Here is an 18,528-nt window from a genome sequence, read left to right on the forward strand (position 1 = left end):
GCCGGTCCTCAATGGATCGTTTCTGTGGTGAATGTGGCCATTCGTTCATGGTCATCCGCGCCGAAACGGTCAAGCCGAGGATCGTGTACGCCGACCGTGTCGGCGACACCCCGCTGTCGGTCGTGCTGGTCCTGACCAACGCCGGAACGGTCGCGGTCGGCGGCAGCCAAGTGGCCATCGTCGATCAGGACGACCGCGACGTGTTCCCGGCCGAAACCATCGGCGGCGGGGCGATGGACCTGCCGGGCGAGAGCGTCACGCTGCGCACCACCATTCCTCCGCAGGCATGGAGGGGGGGACGCTGGCGTGGCCATGTCGTCCACCGCATGCCGTCCGGCGGCAAAACCCGCATCCTGGGCGAGATCGACATTGGACGTCCCCGTCCGGCGTTGTCCCTGGCCGACGATTCCGTGATGGTGGAGACGGAAACGGGCGCGCAGAAGGCGGAAGTCACCATGCGCCTGCGCCAGGATTCACCCCTGCCGGTGGATGTCCACGCCGTCACCGTCTATCCCGACTCTCGCGACGGTTCGGAGCATATGCCCGAGGCGGAGCAGGGGACGTTCCGCTTTTCCACAGAAACAGCCGATTTGCGGCTGACCTTGAGCCGCCCGGTGCTGTCGGAGCTTCTGGGGGCGCCCGCTGGCGTGCGTTACCGGCTGGCGGTCGATCTGGCCGACGACGACCGGCCCTATGACCTGCCGTTCCGCCTGTTCATCCCACGGGCGGCCGTCCCGACGTTCCAGATTCCCGACCGGCTGGCGGCGCTGGCGGGGGAGAGGCGGCGCGCCCATCTGCGGGTGCTGTTCAGCAATCGCGGCGGCGAGCCTTACAGCATCAAGCGGGTGACGGTCGAGATTGTCACGGTTGACGAGACGATCATCCACCGGGCGTTGGAGTTCGCGCAGGACGGCGATGCGCCGAAGGTGCCGCCCGGCGCTCAGGGGCTGAGCGTCCTTCTCCACATTCCCCTGACCACCTCCAGCGGCGCGGCGCTGGCCGCCGGGCATTACCGCGCCAAACTGGTGTTCGATTTCGCCCAGGCCGATCTGGCGCCACAGGAAAAACGTTTCGTTCTCGACGTCCGCGCCCCGGCGCCGTTCAAGGGCGACGTGTTCATCGACTTCGGCACGGTGGCGACCGCCGTGGCTGTGTCCCGATTCGACGGCCCACGGTTGGGAGAGGCGTCGGTCTTGCATCTGGGAGCGGCGGATTCCTTCCTGCCGACCCAGATCGCCTATGTGGGCGACCCCCGCAACGGCGAGATGACCGTCATGATCGGAGACGAGGCGCGCAAGGCCGCTGAAAGGGCGGAAAACGGAGAGATCACCTGTTTTGAGAACCTGAAATGGTATCTCAACAACCGCGACGCCCTGCCGCTTCCTGATGGCACGACCCTGTCGTGGCTGGACGTCGCCGCCCGCTATTTGGCGGAGCTGCGCGAGCGGATCGAAGAGCACCACAGCGTCGCCGCCGAAATCCGCGAGGTCTACCCGACCTGCCCGGCCCGTTTTTCCACCCCCGACCGCGACGCGTTGTTCGAGGCCTACCGCCGGGCCGGGTTCGATCCGCTGCGGGTCGCCGACGCCAGCGACACCTGGTTTGAATTGTCGGAAAGCTGGGCGGCCGCGCTGCTGGCCGTGCCTCTGCCCATCGCCCGCGCGTTCCAACACTCCACCGCCCGGCTTGACCAGGAATTGTTGCAGGAAACCGGGGACAGCTCTTATCTGGTGCTGACCTATGACGTCGGCGGCGGCAGCACCGACATGTCGCTGTTCCGCGTCCAGCCCAACCGGGACGGACCGATGACGGTGGTGGAAATAGCCACGGATGGCGACGTCGAGTTTTGCGGCAACGGCATTTCCCGCTGGCTGTTTGAAAACATCGAATCCTCGCTTCACGAGGCGATGCGCCATCACGGCGTGACGCCCGCCGACGTTCCGATCCATCTGCCGTGGAACGCCATCAGCTTCGACGGGGTGACGCCGCTGGCGGTGCGCAACGGGCGTGAATTGGGGCGGCTGGTCCAACGGCTGCAAAACAACAACGGGCCGTTCCGCAACGCCCGCGCCCGGCGTTTCCAGCCCGCCGACTCCCAACTGGCCGAAGACGCCCATTTCGCCGTTGAACATCAGTCTCACCTGGAGGTGGTCAGCCACTGGCAAGCGTTGGGCCGCGACGTCAACCAGGAAAGCCCCCTTGGCGACGGCCCGCTAACCCTGGTGACGGAGCAGGGGCGGGCGTTGCCGTTCGATTGGAAGCCGGACGAGTTGCGCTTCGCGGTCGATTCGGCGTTCCGCAGCTTTGTCACGCGGTTCGCCGAACCGCTGAGCCAGCGCCTGGAACGGTTGGTTGCCCGGGTCGCTCCCACCGATGGCGAACGGCTCTACACCCTGGTGACGGGGCGAGGCTCCCTGTTTCCCGTGGTGTACAGCATGGTGGACGCCCAGGTCAAAAGGCTGTTCCCCCGCAACGAGGTGGTGCCCGTGCGCCTGGGCCAGGAGCAGTTGAAGACAGTGACCAGCCATGGCGCGTCGCTGCTGACCCATGTGGTCAACGCCATGCCCGAAGCCCTGTCCTTCACCAGCGATTGCGCGCCGATCCTGGGCGTGCTGGGCGAAACCGACCCGGCGACCCGCTTGCCGCGCTTCTTGAAGCTGTGCCGGGGGTTTCCCACGCCGACGGACGGTTTTCTCAAGGTGGCGCGGGCGTTTCCGCCGGGCCGTCGCCGCCGGGTCGTCACCCTGGCGCTCAGCCGTGGGGAAACGCCGGTGTTCGACGAAAGGCTGCACGAATTGCTGACCACGGTGCAGGCCACGTTGGATTTCAGCCCCGAACAAGGGCAGCGGACCCACATCCTGATCGATGCGCCGACCAGCAACGTGCTGCGGCTGTGGATCGGGCATCCGTGCGACGGCGTCGATCCTGCGGCCCCGGTCACTGACGCCAACTGGATGCTGACCCCGCTGAACCCACCCATCGAATTGTTTGCCGCCACCCCCCAAGGAGGCACGCCATGACCCTCCGGACTTTTCTGAAGACCAGTATCTTGGCGGCGGCGGCGTGGTGCGCCGTCGGCGGCGCGGCCTGCGCCCAAAGCGCCCAGGAGGCTTCCCGCCTGCTGTCGTTCATCCAACATTGGGCTGGTTCCGGCAACAACGAGGTGGCCCAGACCAACGGCTGCCCAGGGCTGGTCAACGGCAAGCTGGCCGAGGGTACCTACCGCGCCCAGATGGTCTTCTGGCCGGGAGAGACGGCGGGGCAAAATTGGGGGGCGCTTGCCATTGGGTGGAAGATTGTACCGGGAGGCAAGGAGGAGGCTGTGGTTTCCCTCGCGGGCGGGGGCTGGACGTCGGGAAAGCCTACCGACCAAAACCTTGCCATCCTTTCCCCCTATCTGCCAGCCTCGGCAAGCGAGGGAAAGTCCCAAGCTCTCCTGCGGCTGCTGTGCGGCTTCGACCCGCCCGCCTCGGGGACGCACACCCGGATCGATGACGCGCTCAAGGCCGGAACCCCGCTGGGGCTGGAGGTCCTTCAGGCTCTCCGCGACTTCATAGCCCCCAAAGACAAAGGGAACAGCGTCCCGCCTTTGCCCGCCCTCATAGAGCAGGCCAAGCAACTCGCTGGCTCCCAGTACGCCAGAACCTCGGGAGAGGCCATCGACCAGAGGCTTCAGGCGCTGCACAAGAGTTTTCTCGCCCGTCTGCCTCCTGGAACGCCGGGCAATGGGGCAAGCGCGCTTATTCCGCAATCAAAGATTGATGAATGGGATAAGGCGTTAAACCTTTTCAATGCGCAGGATGGAGAGGTGAAAGCCTTGCGCGACAAGGTAAAATCTCTGGAAGACAATATCAATGGCAATACCATTATGCCAGGAGTCGCCGTCATTGTTTCCATCATTTTCGTTGTTGCATTTTTTTTTCTTGCATTATTTTTCCACAAGAAGGAAGCGGATTTTTCAGGTAAAATCAGCAGACAAAATGCAGCCATCAGAAAAAATAAAGATAATTTTGAATGTGCAATGGAGGGCATTGAACAACAAATAAAACATTTAAAGGAGCGATTTCATGAGCAAACTGGAAAAAATCAAAGCGACCAACCCTCTGGAAATTCACTTCACAATGAAGAAAACAGTATTGACGATCAACTTGACGAAATCAAGTTTCAATTAAACAATGTAAATGAAAGAATAATCATTCTCGAATTTGCGGCAAAACAAACCAAGACTGGAAATTCGCGGCAAGACAAGCCGTCGCAACGCGATGAATATGCGTCCTCTCCACCGGGCGCTCAGACGTCTTCTTCGTACGGCGTGGACCGTTCGGGCGCCCGTGACCATCATCACCGCGACGATGATCGTTCTGTGGCCACGGATGGCCGGAATTCCCCGTCGTCGAACTCCCAGGCACGGGGAACGGCGGGGACTGAGCCGTTGGTCGAAGACGGTTCCGCGCTCGTCGCACTCCCGCCCGCGTCGCCTTTGGCGGCGGAGCCGATGGTTTCCGGTGACGGAGCCGGGTGGCGGCTGTCCGAAGCGTGGCTGAACCAGCTTGCCAGCATCTTGTTTCTCAACGAGCAGAACCGTCGACGGCTGGCCGAGGCCGCCTCGCTGGAAAGCCTGGGGGATGCGCTGGCGGGATCGGTGGTGCCGGTCAGAGCCGATCCGCAAACGCTCGAAAGGGTCGGGCAATGGCTGAAAAACGTTTCGGGCAACCGGCTGGAACTGATCCTGCCCGCCATTGGGTCCCGCCCCAGCGGCGACGAGGCGGAAAAGGTGGCGGAGCGCCCAATCGAACGAGGGATCTACGGCCTTGTCGCCGCCGTCGTTCGGCCCGGGCTGCGGGTCGATGGGAAAATCATGCGCCGGGCCGAAATCGAGCAGGGGGTGTAGCCGCCGTCCGTCTCGCCGCCATCCCAGACTTTTCCCCACAGGACCTGCCACCGCCTCACCTTAGGGAGCCGGACGTACCGGAAACCACGCCATGGAATACATCATCGTCGGCTTGATCGTGATCGGCGGCATCGCTTTCCTCGCGCACAGGAAGCGATGGAATGGGATGAACGCCGCGTTCCGCCTGTTCCTCTCGGCCTTTCCCGCCGCACGACCCTCGCCATCGACCTTGGAGGGAGAATCCATTCCCGCGCCCGTCGCCGCCTCCGTCCCGCTGGCGTCCGATCCACGGGTCGGAGCGTTGCAGCGGCGCGTGGAGCAGTTGGAAAAACAGGTGGGCGTTCTGTCCAAGGCGTCACCGCCGATGACCGCCGCCGAGGTCGAACGGATGATCGAGGCGGCGTTGAAGCGTGCCGGGACGCCGTTGGCGTCGCCGGTCTCAGCGCCGGTCCCGTCATCCGCGCCGCCTGTTCTGGAGGCCCAAGAGGTGGAAAAGGCGCTGCAAATCGCCCGGCTGCCACCAGGGGCCGGCGGCGCCCTGGCCGCCGCCACCTCCTTTGAAGAGGTCGGGCGTTTGGTGGTGACGAATCTTTTGCCCGCCCGCCCCGACCGCGCGGTGGCGGAGAGCCTCAACGAGTGGCTGGGCGCGGTGTCGAACGCGCGGGTCTGGTTGATTCTTCCCGCCGCCGGTTCCCGCCTGAATTCCGAGGAAGCGGTCAAGACGGCGGAGCGCCCGATCGAACGGGGAATCTTCGGGTTGGTCACGGCGGTGATCCGCCCAGGGATCCGGGTTGACGGCGCCGTTCTTCTGCACGCCGAAATTGAACAGGGGGTTTGAGATGCCGCCATCATGGGTTCCCGCCATCTTGGCGGCGGCGGCGTGGTGCGCCGTCGGCGGCGCGGCCTGCGCCCAAAGCGCCCAGGAGGCTCCCCGCCTGCTGTCGTTCGTCCAATATTGGGCTGGTTCCGGCAACAACGAGGTGGCCCAGACCAACGGCTGCCCAGGGCTGGTCAACGGCAAGCTGGCCGAGGGTACCTACCGCGCCCAGATGGTCTTCTGGCCGGGAGAGACGGCGGAGCAAAATTGGGGGGCTGTCGCCATTGGGTGGAAGATTGGGTCGGGAGGACGGGAGGAGGCTGTGGTTTCCCTCGCGGGCGGGGGCTGGACGACGGGAAAGCCTATCGACCAAAACCTCGCCATCCTTTCCCCCTATCTGCCAGCCTCGGCAAGCGAGGGAAAGCCCCAAGCTCTCCTGCGGCTGCTGTGCGGCTTCGACCCGCCCGCCTCGGGGACGCACACCCGGATCGATGACGCGCTCAAGGCCGGAACCCCGCTGGGGTCGGAGGCCCTTCAGGCTCTCCGCGACTTCATAGCCCCCAAAGACAAAGGGAACAGCGTCCCGCCTTTGCCCGCCCTCATAGAGCAGGCCAAGCAACTCGCTGGCTCCCAGTACGCCAGAACCTCGGGAGAGGCCATCGACCAGAGGCTTCAGGCGCTGCACAAGAGTTTTCTCGCCCGTCTGCCTCCTGGAACGCCGGGCAATGGGGCAAGCGCGCTTATTCCGCAATCGAAGATTGATGAATTTGGTAAGGGGGTAACTGCTGCCAATCCGTTGGATGGAGAGGTGAAAGCCTTGCGCGACAAGGTAAAATCTCTGGAAAGCAATATCGATGGCAATGCCACCATGATGGTGGTGGTGGCTATCGTTTCATTTCTCTCCCTCGCCGCCCTCGGAGTGGTGTTGTTTATGCTTTTCGGCCTCAAGGAAAAATTAAGTGACACGCAAGATTCTATGAGGAAAACAAGCAACTTCCGTCTTAATCAATTAGATGAATACAACTATAGTGTTAATGAAAAATTTGCAAAATTTTACAGTGCAATTGATGAGATAACATTTATGATAAACAAAATTGACGATATCTTCAATAAAATTTCAATGCGGCCATTGTCTCGTCATGACGGCCATAATTCCTCACCGCATCCGAAAATCCATTCTGTCCCCCCAGAAATAAACGACCGTTCTCAGGACGACAATCAACCAGAGACGCCTCCTGCCATCGAACGGCCATACAGCGTGTTTCCGACGCCGCTGTCCGTCGTGGAGGAGGCTCCCTCCAATGGAAAGGAGCCGTCGGCGCGCGCCCCGGATTCCGCGCCGTTCGCTTTGCCGCATGAGATGCTGATCCTGCTTGAAAAGACGCTTCTCCTGACGGACGACAGCCGCGCACGGTTGCTGAGCGCGCCATCGGTCGACGAATTGGCCCGACGGCTCATCGGGGATTTGATCCCCACCGGGACACCGCCTGAAACGCTGGGTTGGCTGACCGCTTGGCTGTCGCTGGCGACCCAGGGCGCGGCGCAACTCATCGTGCCCACCGTCGGCGCCCGTCCCACCCAAGACGAGGTCCGTGCAACAGAACAACGCCTTATCGAACGCGGCATGACCGGAACCATTCTAAAGATTTTTCGACCGGGTTTGCGCCTTCATGGGGCCATTGTCCGGCAAGCCGAAGTCGAAGTCGGAGTGTAAATGATGACGCCCTTGCTGAAACACGTCTCCTTTTCCTGGTCGCGGCGTCGCGTTGCGCCCATGCTTTACGGTCTGGCGGCCATGTTCCAAGCATCTGTGTCTTGGGCTGCGGAAACCACCGCCGCGTACCAGGACTCGGTTTCTCTTTTGCCGAGTGACCCGACCGCGCTTGCGAAGATTTCAGCGATCAGCGCGGCGTTGAGCGCGGCGGCCGCCTGTTTTTGCATCTACCGCTCGTCTCTTCAGAAGGTCAAAAAGCTTGAGGAGAATGAAAATGAAATTTACAAGAATTTTAATAATATCGAGAAAGAGCAAGAAAAGTTTTTAAAAATTATTACTAACAAAGCGGCAGAAGTTGACAGAATTCTAAATGAAATTCTTAACACTGAAATCAAATCAGCGAAAAACGATATAGATTATCTTAAAAAAGAAATTTATGACATTTTTATCAAAAATGAAAGCGTATCGGAAAAAATAAAAGAGTGTGAATCTTATATTGATTCTTTCGGTCGTATTCCTGAGATCGAATCGGCTCTCCAGAGCATTCAGGCTCAGCTCTCTGGAGTTGTGGGTGATGTGAGGGCAGCGCAAAGCAACGCCCAGGCGATGCAACAGAGCTTTGCCGATTCCACTGTAACGTTTGATGAGCGTATCAGGGAAATCGAGATCAAAATCACCAGTCAGACAATCCGCCTTGACGTTGTGGAAACAAATGTAAAGGTGGTGGAGCCGGAACCGGCGAAACCGAAATTTCTTCGTCCTGAGCAAGTGGACAATTTGTCATTGATTGTCGGTCCTATAAAGGCCGACGATCAACAAAGATTGTTGAGCGTGAACAAGGATGACTGCAACGACCTTCTGTCCTTGGTCCATGATATCGGTTTCCACGATGGCATGACGGAAACGTACGCCAATGATGTCGAAACATGGCTGCGCAACGTCACGAAGGAACGGAGAGTTTCCCTGATCCGACCGCGTCTCAAACGTCGTTATGTGGAGTTTCAGCACAGGGTGATGGGCCGCCGTCAGGATGACGAAGGCGGCGAAGAGGAGCGGGTTGTCGAGATCATGAAATATGGTCTTGCTGTTGGCGACGTGATTGTACGACCGGCTGAAGTCATAACGGCGGCATGATCTAGAGACGGACGAGCGCGTGAATCCGCTCGGTAAATCAAGGCGCAGAGCGCCGCGCGCTGTTCGCATGACAGGTGCGGCGCTCTAAACCAGCGTTTCAAGCGTCCGTCGCGGCATCGGCTGCGGCGGGTCAGTCCGCCACGGTGGTTGCCGTTTCGGCCAGGGGCCATCCCACAGCGCCGATAAAATTGCATCCGGATGCCCGCACAGCGCTCCCAATGCTTCGATAAAAAATAGCGCCTCTGGCGTTTACATCTTTAAGTTGAGTTCTGTTGAGTCTTGCATGAGACAAATCAGCGCCTTCTAGAGTGCATCCATGCAATTGAGAGAAAGAAAAGTCACTTGTCTGCAAGTTTGCTTTCTCGAAAATAACTCTCTTTAAAATTCTATTTTCGAAAATTGCGCCCTGAAGATCAATTTCTTTAAAATTCAGAGTGACGTCGTCTCTCGGGTTCTGTTCCAGAAGGTAGAAAATGGCGTCCAGGGTCATCTGGATATCCTCAGGAATTGGCCCGCCGCCGCCCTTGCTGTCCAAGAAATTCTTTTCACGCCGGACCCGAATGTGAGCGCACAGCACTTCGATGATGATTTTGTGGTAGGTGGCGGACGTCACGCCCAACTCCTTCATCACCAGGATCGCGCCCATGCGGACCGACTGATTCTCGCTGCCCAGTTGCTCAACGGCCTTGGTGTAGATGTCCACATCATACTTCCGCGTCGCCAACTGGGAGTCCTGATGCTTGTTGTGAGCGCCCCACAGAGTGACCAAAAAGGTAATCATAGCCGCTGGACCGGCAATCATCAGACCAATCGAAGAGACCAGCGATCCATAAGCGCGGATGTATTCCGCTCCTCTGTTCTTGTTCTCGATGTGGCTAAAAGCCTGCAAGGCATCGTTGGAGTGCTTCCACACCAACGACACCCATCCAAACTCCCAGGCGACGGCCAAAATGAGGAAACTGGGCAGAACCACCCAGCAGATCCATGGCGCCAGAAATGGGTGTTTTCCCCAAAATTCAACAATGTCTTTTTTGAATTCCAGCATGAATGAAACTCCGCATTCCTTTGGATGATTCTGCGATCATTGCCTATGATCGTAAAAAATATTTAAACACAAGTGGATTTTATCTATGAAATTCATACAAATGTATTATCAACTTCGATTCTGCCCTATCAATCGAAATGATATGTGTTCCTGATAAAACAATTCGCTTGAGGGCAATTTTATGCTCGCACGCCGCCACGCCATCCGACCTTTCTCAGCAATGGTCTGGAAGTGGCGGTCTCGCTGGGTAGGGGCTTGGTGATCTGATCGAGCAAGGGGGCGACCTGCGACACCACGGTCGGTCAGCCTGGCGGCGACAATCCGGCCGCTGCCGGCGTCCATTCCAATGTGCAGAGCGCGCCAGGAGCGCCGCCGCTTGGCGCCGTGTTTCTCGATCAGCCATTCGCCCGGTCCTCACAGCTTTAGCCCGGTGCTGTCCACCAGCCGATGAAAGGGCGCGGCGGGCGATGGTGGAATGATCGGGCGCCGGCAGGTCCAGCCCGAGCAGATGGAGGATGGAGCCGATCAGCCCCCCGCTTCAGCCCTGCCAGCGGGTCAAATGATTGTCCCAGCGGAAGGCCGGGGTCCGGCGTTCCAGGACCCGGCCTTCCAGGACCGGCGCGTCCGCCGAGGCGGCGATCCGCTCCATCACGCCCAGACCGCTGGTGATGGCGAAACCATCGTCGCAGGGGGCGACGCCGCAGCCGTCGGGCAGGGCGGTCGCCCCCCGCCACGCGCCGCTCGCCCCGTCCCACAGACCGATCAACCCGCCCTTGGGCGAACTGGCGGCGACGAGGCGACCATCGGACGCGACGCTGCCAATGTAGCCGTCCAGCCGGACCAAGACATCCTCCGGCGTTTCAAACAAACGAACCGCGCCGCCGCCCGGTCGATGGGCGCCGACCAAGGGCTGAAGTTCGCCGATGGGTCGTTCGTCCTGCACGCCAAAGGCGACGCCGCCGTCATCCAGGGGGGCCAGATGGCGAATCCCCAGATTGGCGTGCCGTTCGGGCAAACGGACCTGATCCAGCAGACGCCCGCTCGCCGCCTCGACATAGGTCAGGGAGGAATCCATGGCGTCCAAATTCAGCTTGGCCCGCCCGGTGTCGGGGTGGGTGATGACCCCGCCATTGGCGACGGCCAGCACCGCGCCGCCGTCCAACGCGACGATCTCGTGCGGGCCAAGCCCGTGGGTGGGCAGCGCGCCGACGCGGCGGTAGCCGTCGGCGGCGTCATACAGGCCGATGGATCCGGTTTCGCCCGGCACGTCGTCTTCGGCCACATACAGCACGCGCCCGTCGGCGGAATAGGCGCCATGGCCGGTAAAGCGGCGATCCTCCGGCGCGGCCACCACCGTCCCCGGCGTTCCGTCGTCGAGAGAGACGGGCAGGAACCAGCGGCCCGGACGGCGGGCGAAGACCACCGCTTCGGCGCGGGACGGGCGCGGGACGACGCCGTGGGCGCGGCCCGGCGTGGCGGTGGTGAAGCGCAGGCCTCCCGCCGCGTCCAGCGCCGCGACGCCGTAGGCGGGCGACGCCCCGGCGGTGGCGTAGGCGTTGAGGTAAAGCGGCGCGCCGTTGGCCGTCGCCGCGCGGGTCGGCCCGGCGACAGCGGCCAGCAAACCGCCGCCCAGCAGATGCAGAACCGTCCGGCGGTTGGGCGTCATCCCCGTCAATCCCCGTCCAACTCGTTGAAACCGATGGTGATGTCGAGCAGCGGGGCGAGCGTGCCCAGCATCTCCACCCGCGCGGCCTTGACCGAGCGCAGGGCGCTTTCCACGCTTTTGCGCCGGGCCGGGTCGCTGACGGCGGCGTTCAGCGGGCCGGAAATCGCGTTCACCGCGCTGATCGCGGTGGCGAAGCTCTCGTCAATCGCCTGTTTGGCGGTGGCCCCGTCCTCGTTGGCGGGCAGCAGGGCGGCGAAGCCGGGACCGCCATTTTCGCCCAGCATCAGGGCGCGCAACCCGTCCAGATTGAGCGTGATGTTGCGCAGGGCGCGCCCGCTGCGCAGCGCCTCGACCGTCGTCGGTTTGGCTTCGGCCAGCCCGCCGCCCAAGGGGCCGGTCAATTTCTGATCGACGATGATCTGCATGGCGGTGATCGCCGAGGCGAACAGAGCGCCGACGGCCTCGCTCGGGGTCGGGCCGAGGATGGTCGGCTCTCCCGTGGCGAGCGAGGCCCCCAGCGCCTTCCAGCCATCGCGGACGTCCGTCGCGATGGTGGCGAGGTTGCGGGCGGCGGCGGCGGCGAGCGCGCCACGGAAGCGCTTGGCCTCGTCGCCGGTGAAGCTGTCCACCGTCACGCCCTCGTCGAACAGCAGCCGTTCCAGCACGGTCAGGCCCTGCACGGCGGCGCTTTGGCGGGCGAGCGCGCCCGGTTGCAGCAGCTTGGCGTCGTGGTCGCGCAGGATCTGGCCGATCTGCCGCTGCACCACCCCCGCCCGTTCCGGCCAGAAGGATATGCGGTCGGAGCGCAACTCCAGAGTCAGGGGACCGGGCCGCAAATGCTGCACGGCGGCCCAGGCGTCCGTGACCGCGCGGTGCGCGGCGCGCGCCTCCTCCAGCCCGGCGGCGGTGGGGGACGCGGCGAAGCGGTCGAGCTGGTCGGCGTAGCGGGCGGTCGCCGTCGCCAAGGCTTCGCAGCGGGGCAGGGCGTGGCTGCGCGCCATTCCGGCCAAAAACGCGCGGTCCTGGTCCGCCGCACGCGCCGCCAAGGCGGGCAGGGGCGGCAACGTCAGCGTCAACGCGGAAGCCGAAAGCAGACCAAGCAGTATGCGGCGTCGCATAATTCCCATTCCTTGCAAGCGTTGCGGCGGGCCGTCGCCCACCGCTGGATCGTTGCACCGGCGCCCCCATGAATGGGCGCGCCGTATTGCGTTCAAACGCCACGCAGGCTTTTCCGCGCCCATGAGGGCGCGCCGCCGCCGTCGCGTCGGCCAGAGAACGCTTGAAAGACCTCTTTCAAGCGCTCTCTGGTATTACAAACCCAGAACGTAACGCACCAGACGTTTCCGCGCCTCGCGCGGCAAGTCCATGAAATTTTTGCGGGATTTCTCGGCTTCGCCGTCGTGCCACAGAATGGCCTCGGTCACGCTGCGGGCGCGGCCGTCATGCAGCAGGGTCAGGCGGCCATCCTGCGCGGCCAGCCGGTTCAGCCCCCACAACGGCGTGGTCCGCCAATCACGCCCGCGCGCCTGGAACATCGGCACCTCATCGGCCAACCCGTCGCCCATGTCGTGCAACAGCAGGTCGCTGTGCGGAAAGACGGTTCGGTTGGACAAAGCCGGGCGGGCTGGATCCAAGCCGGTCGTGTAAGAGGGCCGATGGCAGGACGCGCAGCCGACGTCGGCGAACAGGGCGGTTCCCGCCGCGTCCTTGGGCGGCTCCAGCCCGCCGTCGGGCGGCAGATCGCGCAGATAGCCGTCGATCAGGCCGATGATGGAGCTTGGGATCTCCAGCCCCTCGAATTGTTTGGAATCGCCATGGGGCGCCGTGCGGCAGGCGGTTTGCGCCGCCGTGCAGTCGCCCCAGGGATCGCGGAAGGACGGGGTGGACATGCCGACGTCCAGGCTGAAGGCTTCGGAATTCTGGCGGTCCAGGCTGGGGTTGCTGGCCTTCCAGCCGAATCGGCCAACCCGCAACGCGCCGTCCACGGGAACGCGGTTGGGCCGACCGGCGACCACGCCCTCTTCACGCTGTTTGGCGGCTTCGGCCTCGATCACGTCGTCCGGGATGGCGTCGAGCAGGCCCATGCCATGGACGCGCGGGGCGACGCGCGGCGTCAAGCGGGTGGTCGCGGCCAAGGGGCCATAGCCGAGATTGGCGATTCCGTAGGTCGGGCGGCGCAGCCGCGCCGTGTCGCCGTCGGGAAAACGCACGGTCTCTTCGTGGTAACGCACGGTCGGACGACCCTCGGCGATCTGGCCGGGAATGGCGTTGGATTGGATCTGCCGCCCATAGACCGGATCGTCGTTCATCTTCAGGGCGAAGCCGACGCCTTGATCCTCCGCGACCGCCGGATCGGGCGGACGTCCGCCGCCGCCCTTGGGGTGGCAGGCGGCGCAGCCGCGCGCGTTGTAGAGCGGCCCCAGCCCATCGGCGGCCTGGGTGGCGGTGGGGGCGGCCACCCACATGCGGCGGAACAGCCCCTCGCCAATCCGGTCGTCGAGGCCGTCGGCGCGCGCCGGGGCGGTCAACAGGGCGGCCAGCGGGGCGGCGAGCAGCAGCGCGGCGAGCAGCCGCCGGGAAAAACGCTTAGGCAACGCGGATGTACCCCATCATGCCGGTGTCCTGATGTTCGATGATGTGGCAGTGGAACATCCAGTCGCCGGGGTTGTCGGCCTTGATCGCCACCCGCAGCCGCTCTTTCGGCTCCAACAGCACGGTGTCGGCGTGGTGCGGAACCACCTTGCGCAGATCGGACGACAGCACCGAAAAGGTGTAGCCGTGGATGTGGATCGGGTGCAGGTGCGGCGTCAGATTGGCCAGCTCGAACACATAGCTGCGGCCCTTCTCCAGCGTCGTGATCGGCGGCGGCAAGCGTTCGTGTCCACCCTCCGGCCAGCTTTTCTGGTTGATCGCCCAGAAGGTCTTTTCCGACAGGCACAGCGAATCGGCGAAGGGCAGGCTGGTCAACAGCGCGTCGTCGAAGATTTGCGCCACAGCGGTGGCCGAAAAGGCCATCGGCACGGTGGTCGCGTTTTTCAGATCGGGCGGGGGGATGTTGGCGGCGGGCAGGGCGCGCGGGACGAACCGCTTGTTGGGCAAGGCCGTTCCGACCGAACGGAACACCGCCAACGGCTTGGGCTGAGCCGAATAGACGTTGGTCAACCGCAGCGTCTTGCCGGGATCCTTGGGCGCGCGGAAGATCACGTCCAGCCGCATCGCCGGTCCCATCGGCCAGCCGTCCAGCGGGCGGGGCGGCAACGGGTTGCCGTCCACCGCGATGATCCAGGCGCCGCCGCCGCTCTCCGCCCCCTCGACCCGAAGGTCGATCACGCGGGTGCTGTCCACATTGTAAAGCCGGGCGCGCACGTCGCCGTTGGCGGGGACGTCGATCACCGGCTCGATCAGGCCGTTGACGGTGGAGACGCTGCCGAAGGTTCCGGCGCGCGAGGCCCCCCGGTCGCTGGTGAAGGCGCCGAAGGCCCCGGTCTTGTCGAGCTGCCAGTCCTTAATCATGCAGACGAGATCGGCGTCGAAGGCGGGTCCGCCCTCCTCCTCGACGATCAACGCCCCGGCCAGCCCGCGCCCCAGCAGCTCCACCGTGTTGCAATGGGGGTGGAAGAAGAAGGAGCCGGAATCGGGCGGGGTGAATTCATAGACGTGACGCTCGCCGGGCTTGGTCGGCGGCTGGGTCAGAAAGGGCACGCCGTCTTCGGCGTTGGACAGGCGGATGCCGTGCCAGTGGATGGAGGTGTGTTCGGTCAAGCCGTTGACCAGGGTGGCGCGCAGCCGCTGCCCCTTGCGCAGCCGGATCACCGGGCCGGGAAAGCGTTCGGCGTAGGTGATGAGCGGCGAGGCGTTCGCCGGTTCGGGCAGGATGCGCTGCATCCGCTGTTTGGCGAGCAGCTCGACCTCGACCAGATCGCCGCCGCCGGGCGCGGCGAGGCTTCCCCCGCCCACCGCCGAAGCCGCCAGAGCCGCGCCCCCGGCGCGCAGCAGGGAACGGCGGGACAGGCGGGCGTCGAAGCGGTTCAGCATGGCGGGCGTCCTGATGGGGCAAACAAGGTTGCGGCGATCCGATCCGTTCTGCCCCCTCCCCAACCCTCCCCCGCTTGTCAGCGGGAGAGGGGGCCTGAGAAAGAAGGGGCAGGAGCCTTGTCGTCTTGCGGCGGAGTTCCCTCTCCCGCGACAGCGGGGGAGGGTTAGGGAGGGGGCAAGCGACGCCGCCCGGCGCCGCTTGATTGGAAGAAAAACCGGCCCTGGCCCCGCCCGTCACGGGCGCTGGCCCGGAAGGGAAGGAGAGGGCGTCCCGGCGCGACGCGCGGGACCAGGGCCGGGCCGTTGGCTTACTTGCTCACGGCGGACGGGTTGTCCAGGCTGTCCGACCCCTTCAGCTCCATCGACACGCCCAGCGCGGCGACGGCGCCCTCCAGGGCCTTCTTTTGATCGACCAAACGGTCCACCGCCGTGGCGACCAGGGCGTTGCCCTCGGCGTTGTCGGCGCCGATCATCTGATCGTAGGCCATCTTGCCGCTGTCGGCGGTGTCCTTGATCGCCTGCATCGCCTTGGTCGTCGCGGCCATCGCCGCCTTGACCTTGGCGTCGGCGTCGGTCGATTTGGCGGCGATCAGTTGCGACAGCGACGGTCCCGCGACCGTCTTGCCGTCGGTCCGGGTGTAGGAGCCGCCATAGACGTTCACCATGCCGACCTGGTCGTAATAATGCGAGTTGTGGGTGTTGTCGGAGAAGCAATCATGCTCCTCTTCCGGGTCGTGCAGCATCAGGCCGAGCTTCATCCGCTCGCCCGCCAACTCGCCGTAGCTCAAGGAGCCGAGGCCGGTCAGCATGCGGGCGACGCCCTCCTCCTCCTTGGCCTTGGCGATGGAGGCGCGGGCCTTGCCCTTCGCGCCCCAGGCTTCGACCATCTCGCCCAGATCATCGACCAACATTTGGGTGGCGACGCTCAGATACTGGGCGCGGCGGTCGCAATGGCCGTTGGTGCAGTCCTTGCCCTTGGCGTAGTCGCTGGCCTTGCGCTCGCCCGCGCCCGGTCCCGTGCCGTGCAGATCCTGGCCCCACAGCAGGAATTCCACCGCGTGATAGCCGATGGCGACGTTCGCCTCCACCTTGCCCGCGCCGTGCAGCTTGTCGGCCAGCAGGCCCTTGGTGATGCGGGCGGCGTTGATCGTCTTGCCGCCGGCGGTGATCTTCGGGTTGGCGATCACGTTGGCCGTGGCGAAGGGGTTCGCCTCACCGCCGCCATAGGAGGAATCCACATAGTCGATCAACCCCTCGTCCAGCGGCCAGGCGTTGACCTTGCCCTCCCACTCGTCGACGATCGGGTTGCCGAAACGGAAGGCTTCGGTCTGCATGTAGGGAACCCGCGCGGCCTTCCAGGCGGCGCGCGCCTTGGCCAGCGTTTCGTCGCTGGGCTTGGCGACCAGCGCGTCCACCGCCTTTTTCAGCGCCTTGGCGCCCGTCGCGGCGTCCTGATAGGCGGCGTGGGCGATGTCGGCGTAGTTTTTCGCGACGTCCTTGAACACGGGCTTGGCCGTGTCCGCGTAAGCGGCGAACGGCAGCAGAGCAACGACGGCGACGGCGGCAAGGCCGACAGCGCGCTTCGACATGGAGATCTCCTTAGAACGGCAAGGCGGGTCTGACGGTGGCGTGAACACTGCGCAAGTGCGACTGATTTGCAGAGGATAACGCCGCGAATCATTCTCACTGTCAAGCCCTAACCGCAGTGTGGTTTCCCCACGCTCTGCGCGACGGAACGACGCACAGAAAAACAAATGATAATTCAATATATTATCCGGCATGCGGCACGTCCGGCGACCAGATCCCAAAAGCCTTGCCAGTTGGCTTGACGGAGGCGCTTTATCTACGGTCTTCTCCGCCGACCTGTGGAGGATCGGTTCATGACGCGGTGGCTGCACGCTCTGATTCTCGCGGTTGGGCTGGTCATCCCCCAGGCCGCGCCCGCCGTCGTCATTCTCGACAGCGTGTGGCGCGAGGAGGGCGGGGGGCGCGGCCATGAAACGGCGGGCTTCGGCGCGCACATCCACTTGGCGCAGGAACCGCAATTCCGCGCCGTGCTGTCCTTGTCGCTGGACGGCGGGACCAGTTGGGGCGACGGGTCGGGCACCTGGATCGGCAACGACGCCGCCCACGCCTACATCTTGACCTCGGCCCACAATTTCGACGATTCGGAGTTGAGCGAGGCGCGATTCCGCACCGACGACGGCACAATCCTGCGCGGCGAGCGCCTGTGGGTCCACCCCGATTATGACGCGAGCGACGATTGGAGCGGGCGGGACGCCGCCATCGTCCGGCTGAGCCGCCCCATCACCACCCTCGGTCCCCCGCCGGCGCTGTACAGCGGAAACGCCGAACAAGGCCGCGTCATCACCTTCGTCGGCTATGGCACGCGTGGCATCGCCTCGGTCGGCGAGGATGAACGCTACAACGTCGGTCTGGACAAGGCGGCGGCGCAAGGCCGGGTGGACGAGGTGGAGCCGCTGCGCCGCCCCACCGACGATCAGGACGCGGGCAATTCGCTGGCGGTGTTTCTGCCGCGCGAAGATGGGCGGATCGACAACCCGCTGGGCGGCCCGCGCCGCCCTGTCTCGCGGCTGGCGGGGTTGCTGGGCGGCGGCGACAGCGGCGGGTCGGCTTGGATGCAGGACGGCGACGGCTGGGTGATCGTCGGCATCAACACGGCGGGTGACGGCAAGGCCGGGTACGGCGATTTTTCCTGGTTCGTGCGCACCACCGGAATCCGCCCCTGGATCCAGTCGGTCTTTCCCGGCGTGACCTTCACCAGCGGCGGCGGCGCCCGCCCGACCACGGTTCCGGCAAGGTTCGAGCCTGCGCCGCTGGCCGCCCCGCCCTCGTTGTGCGCCCCCCGCGCCCGCGTCTTCGCCTTGTCCGACGACGCGTGGTATCCGGCCCGCGCCCGCAACCCCGGCAAGGGCGGAACCTGCCGCGTCCATTTCGAGGATTTCGACGACGAGGAGGACGCGTTCGTCGAACCCGACGACCTGCTCGCCTGGAGCGCCGACGGGCCGGGCCGCGCCGTGCCCTCTTGCGACGTCGGACTGGCGGTGGTGGCCGAGGACAATGGCGTCTGGTATCCGGCGACGATCAAACGCTCCAAAGGCGATTCCTGCGTCGTCGAATATGACGACGACAGCTTTAAGGATGAAACCCTACCGCTGGAGCAAATCCGCAGGCTGCGCTGAGAAAAGCGCTTTGAAAGCGCTGA

12 protein-coding genes are annotated in these 18,528 nt (G+C 63.9%); 6 read left to right on the forward strand and 6 right to left on the reverse strand.

Annotation, left to right across the window (positions count from 1 at the left end; all coding sequences use genetic code 11):
* The first annotated feature begins 47 nt into the window (after positions 1-47).
* The 5 genes from ACODS4_RS18270 (at position 48) to ACODS4_RS18290 (ending at position 8,556) form a co-directional block, all read left to right on the forward strand.
* Complete coding sequence (locus ACODS4_RS18270; RefSeq protein WP_488866184.1) at positions 48-3,020, forward strand: Hsp70 family protein; 2,973 nt, start codon at positions 48-50, stop codon at positions 3,018-3,020.
* Positions 3,017-4,891 (forward strand): hypothetical protein, encoded by a 1,875-nt coding sequence (locus tag ACODS4_RS18275; protein WP_488866186.1) that lies wholly within the window; start codon positions 3,017-3,019, stop codon positions 4,889-4,891. Before ACODS4_RS18270 ends, ACODS4_RS18275 begins: the two co-directional genes overlap by 4 nt.
* A gap of 91 nt (positions 4,892-4,982) precedes the next feature.
* A complete protein-coding gene (locus ACODS4_RS18280) occupies positions 4,983-5,729 on the forward strand; it encodes a hypothetical protein (RefSeq protein WP_488866188.1) in 747 nt (248 codons plus the stop codon).
* Positions 5,683-7,422 carry a hypothetical protein gene (locus ACODS4_RS18285; protein ID WP_488866190.1) on the forward strand — a complete coding sequence of 580 codons (1,740 nt, stop codon included), beginning with the start codon at positions 5,683-5,685 and terminating at the stop codon, positions 7,420-7,422. The genes ACODS4_RS18280 and ACODS4_RS18285 overlap by 47 nt, the downstream gene beginning before the upstream one ends.
* Complete coding sequence (locus ACODS4_RS18290; RefSeq protein WP_488866192.1) at positions 7,423-8,556, forward strand: hypothetical protein; 1,134 nt, start codon at positions 7,423-7,425, stop codon at positions 8,554-8,556.
* 130 nt (positions 8,557-8,686) lie between these two features.
* Here the strand turns inward: ACODS4_RS18290 and ACODS4_RS18295 are convergent, their stop codons facing one another.
* The 6 genes from ACODS4_RS18295 to ACODS4_RS18320 form a co-directional block, all read right to left on the reverse strand.
* A complete protein-coding gene (locus ACODS4_RS18295; RefSeq protein WP_488866194.1) occupies positions 8,687-9,601 on the reverse strand; it encodes a pentapeptide repeat-containing protein in 915 nt (304 codons plus the stop codon).
* A 538-nt stretch (positions 9,602-10,139) separates the two neighbouring features.
* Positions 10,140-11,267, reverse strand: coding sequence for a DUF1513 domain-containing protein (locus ACODS4_RS18300; RefSeq protein ID WP_488866195.1), 1,128 nt, complete (start codon positions 11,265-11,267; stop codon positions 10,140-10,142).
* Between the two features lie 5 nt (positions 11,268-11,272).
* Positions 11,273-12,385: an imelysin family protein gene (locus ACODS4_RS18305; protein WP_488866197.1), complete on the reverse strand. Its 1,113-nt coding sequence runs from the start codon at positions 12,383-12,385 to the stop codon at positions 11,273-11,275.
* A 192-nt stretch (positions 12,386-12,577) separates the two neighbouring features.
* Positions 12,578-13,861, reverse strand: coding sequence for a di-heme oxidoredictase family protein (locus tag ACODS4_RS18310; protein ID WP_488866199.1), 1,284 nt, complete (start codon positions 13,859-13,861; stop codon positions 12,578-12,580).
* The gene (locus ACODS4_RS18315) at positions 13,854-15,302 is read right to left on the reverse strand and encodes a multicopper oxidase family protein (protein WP_488866201.1); all 1,449 of its coding nucleotides are present in this window, start codon (positions 15,300-15,302) and stop codon (positions 13,854-13,856) included. Before ACODS4_RS18315 ends, ACODS4_RS18310 begins: the two co-directional genes overlap by 8 nt.
* A 308-nt stretch (positions 15,303-15,610) precedes the next feature.
* A complete protein-coding gene (locus tag ACODS4_RS18320; RefSeq protein WP_488866202.1) occupies positions 15,611-16,891 on the reverse strand; it encodes an imelysin family protein in 1,281 nt (426 codons plus the stop codon).
* Between the two features lie 291 nt (positions 16,892-17,182).
* Here ACODS4_RS18320 and ACODS4_RS18325 point away from each other — a divergent pair, with 291 nt between their 5' ends.
* Positions 17,183-18,505 carry an agenet domain-containing protein gene (locus ACODS4_RS18325; protein WP_488866204.1) on the forward strand — a complete coding sequence of 441 codons (1,323 nt, stop codon included), beginning with the start codon at positions 17,183-17,185 and terminating at the stop codon, positions 18,503-18,505.
* Positions 18,506-18,528 lie beyond the last annotated feature (23 nt).

The organism is Azospirillum sp. FG154 (assembly GCF_057809575.1).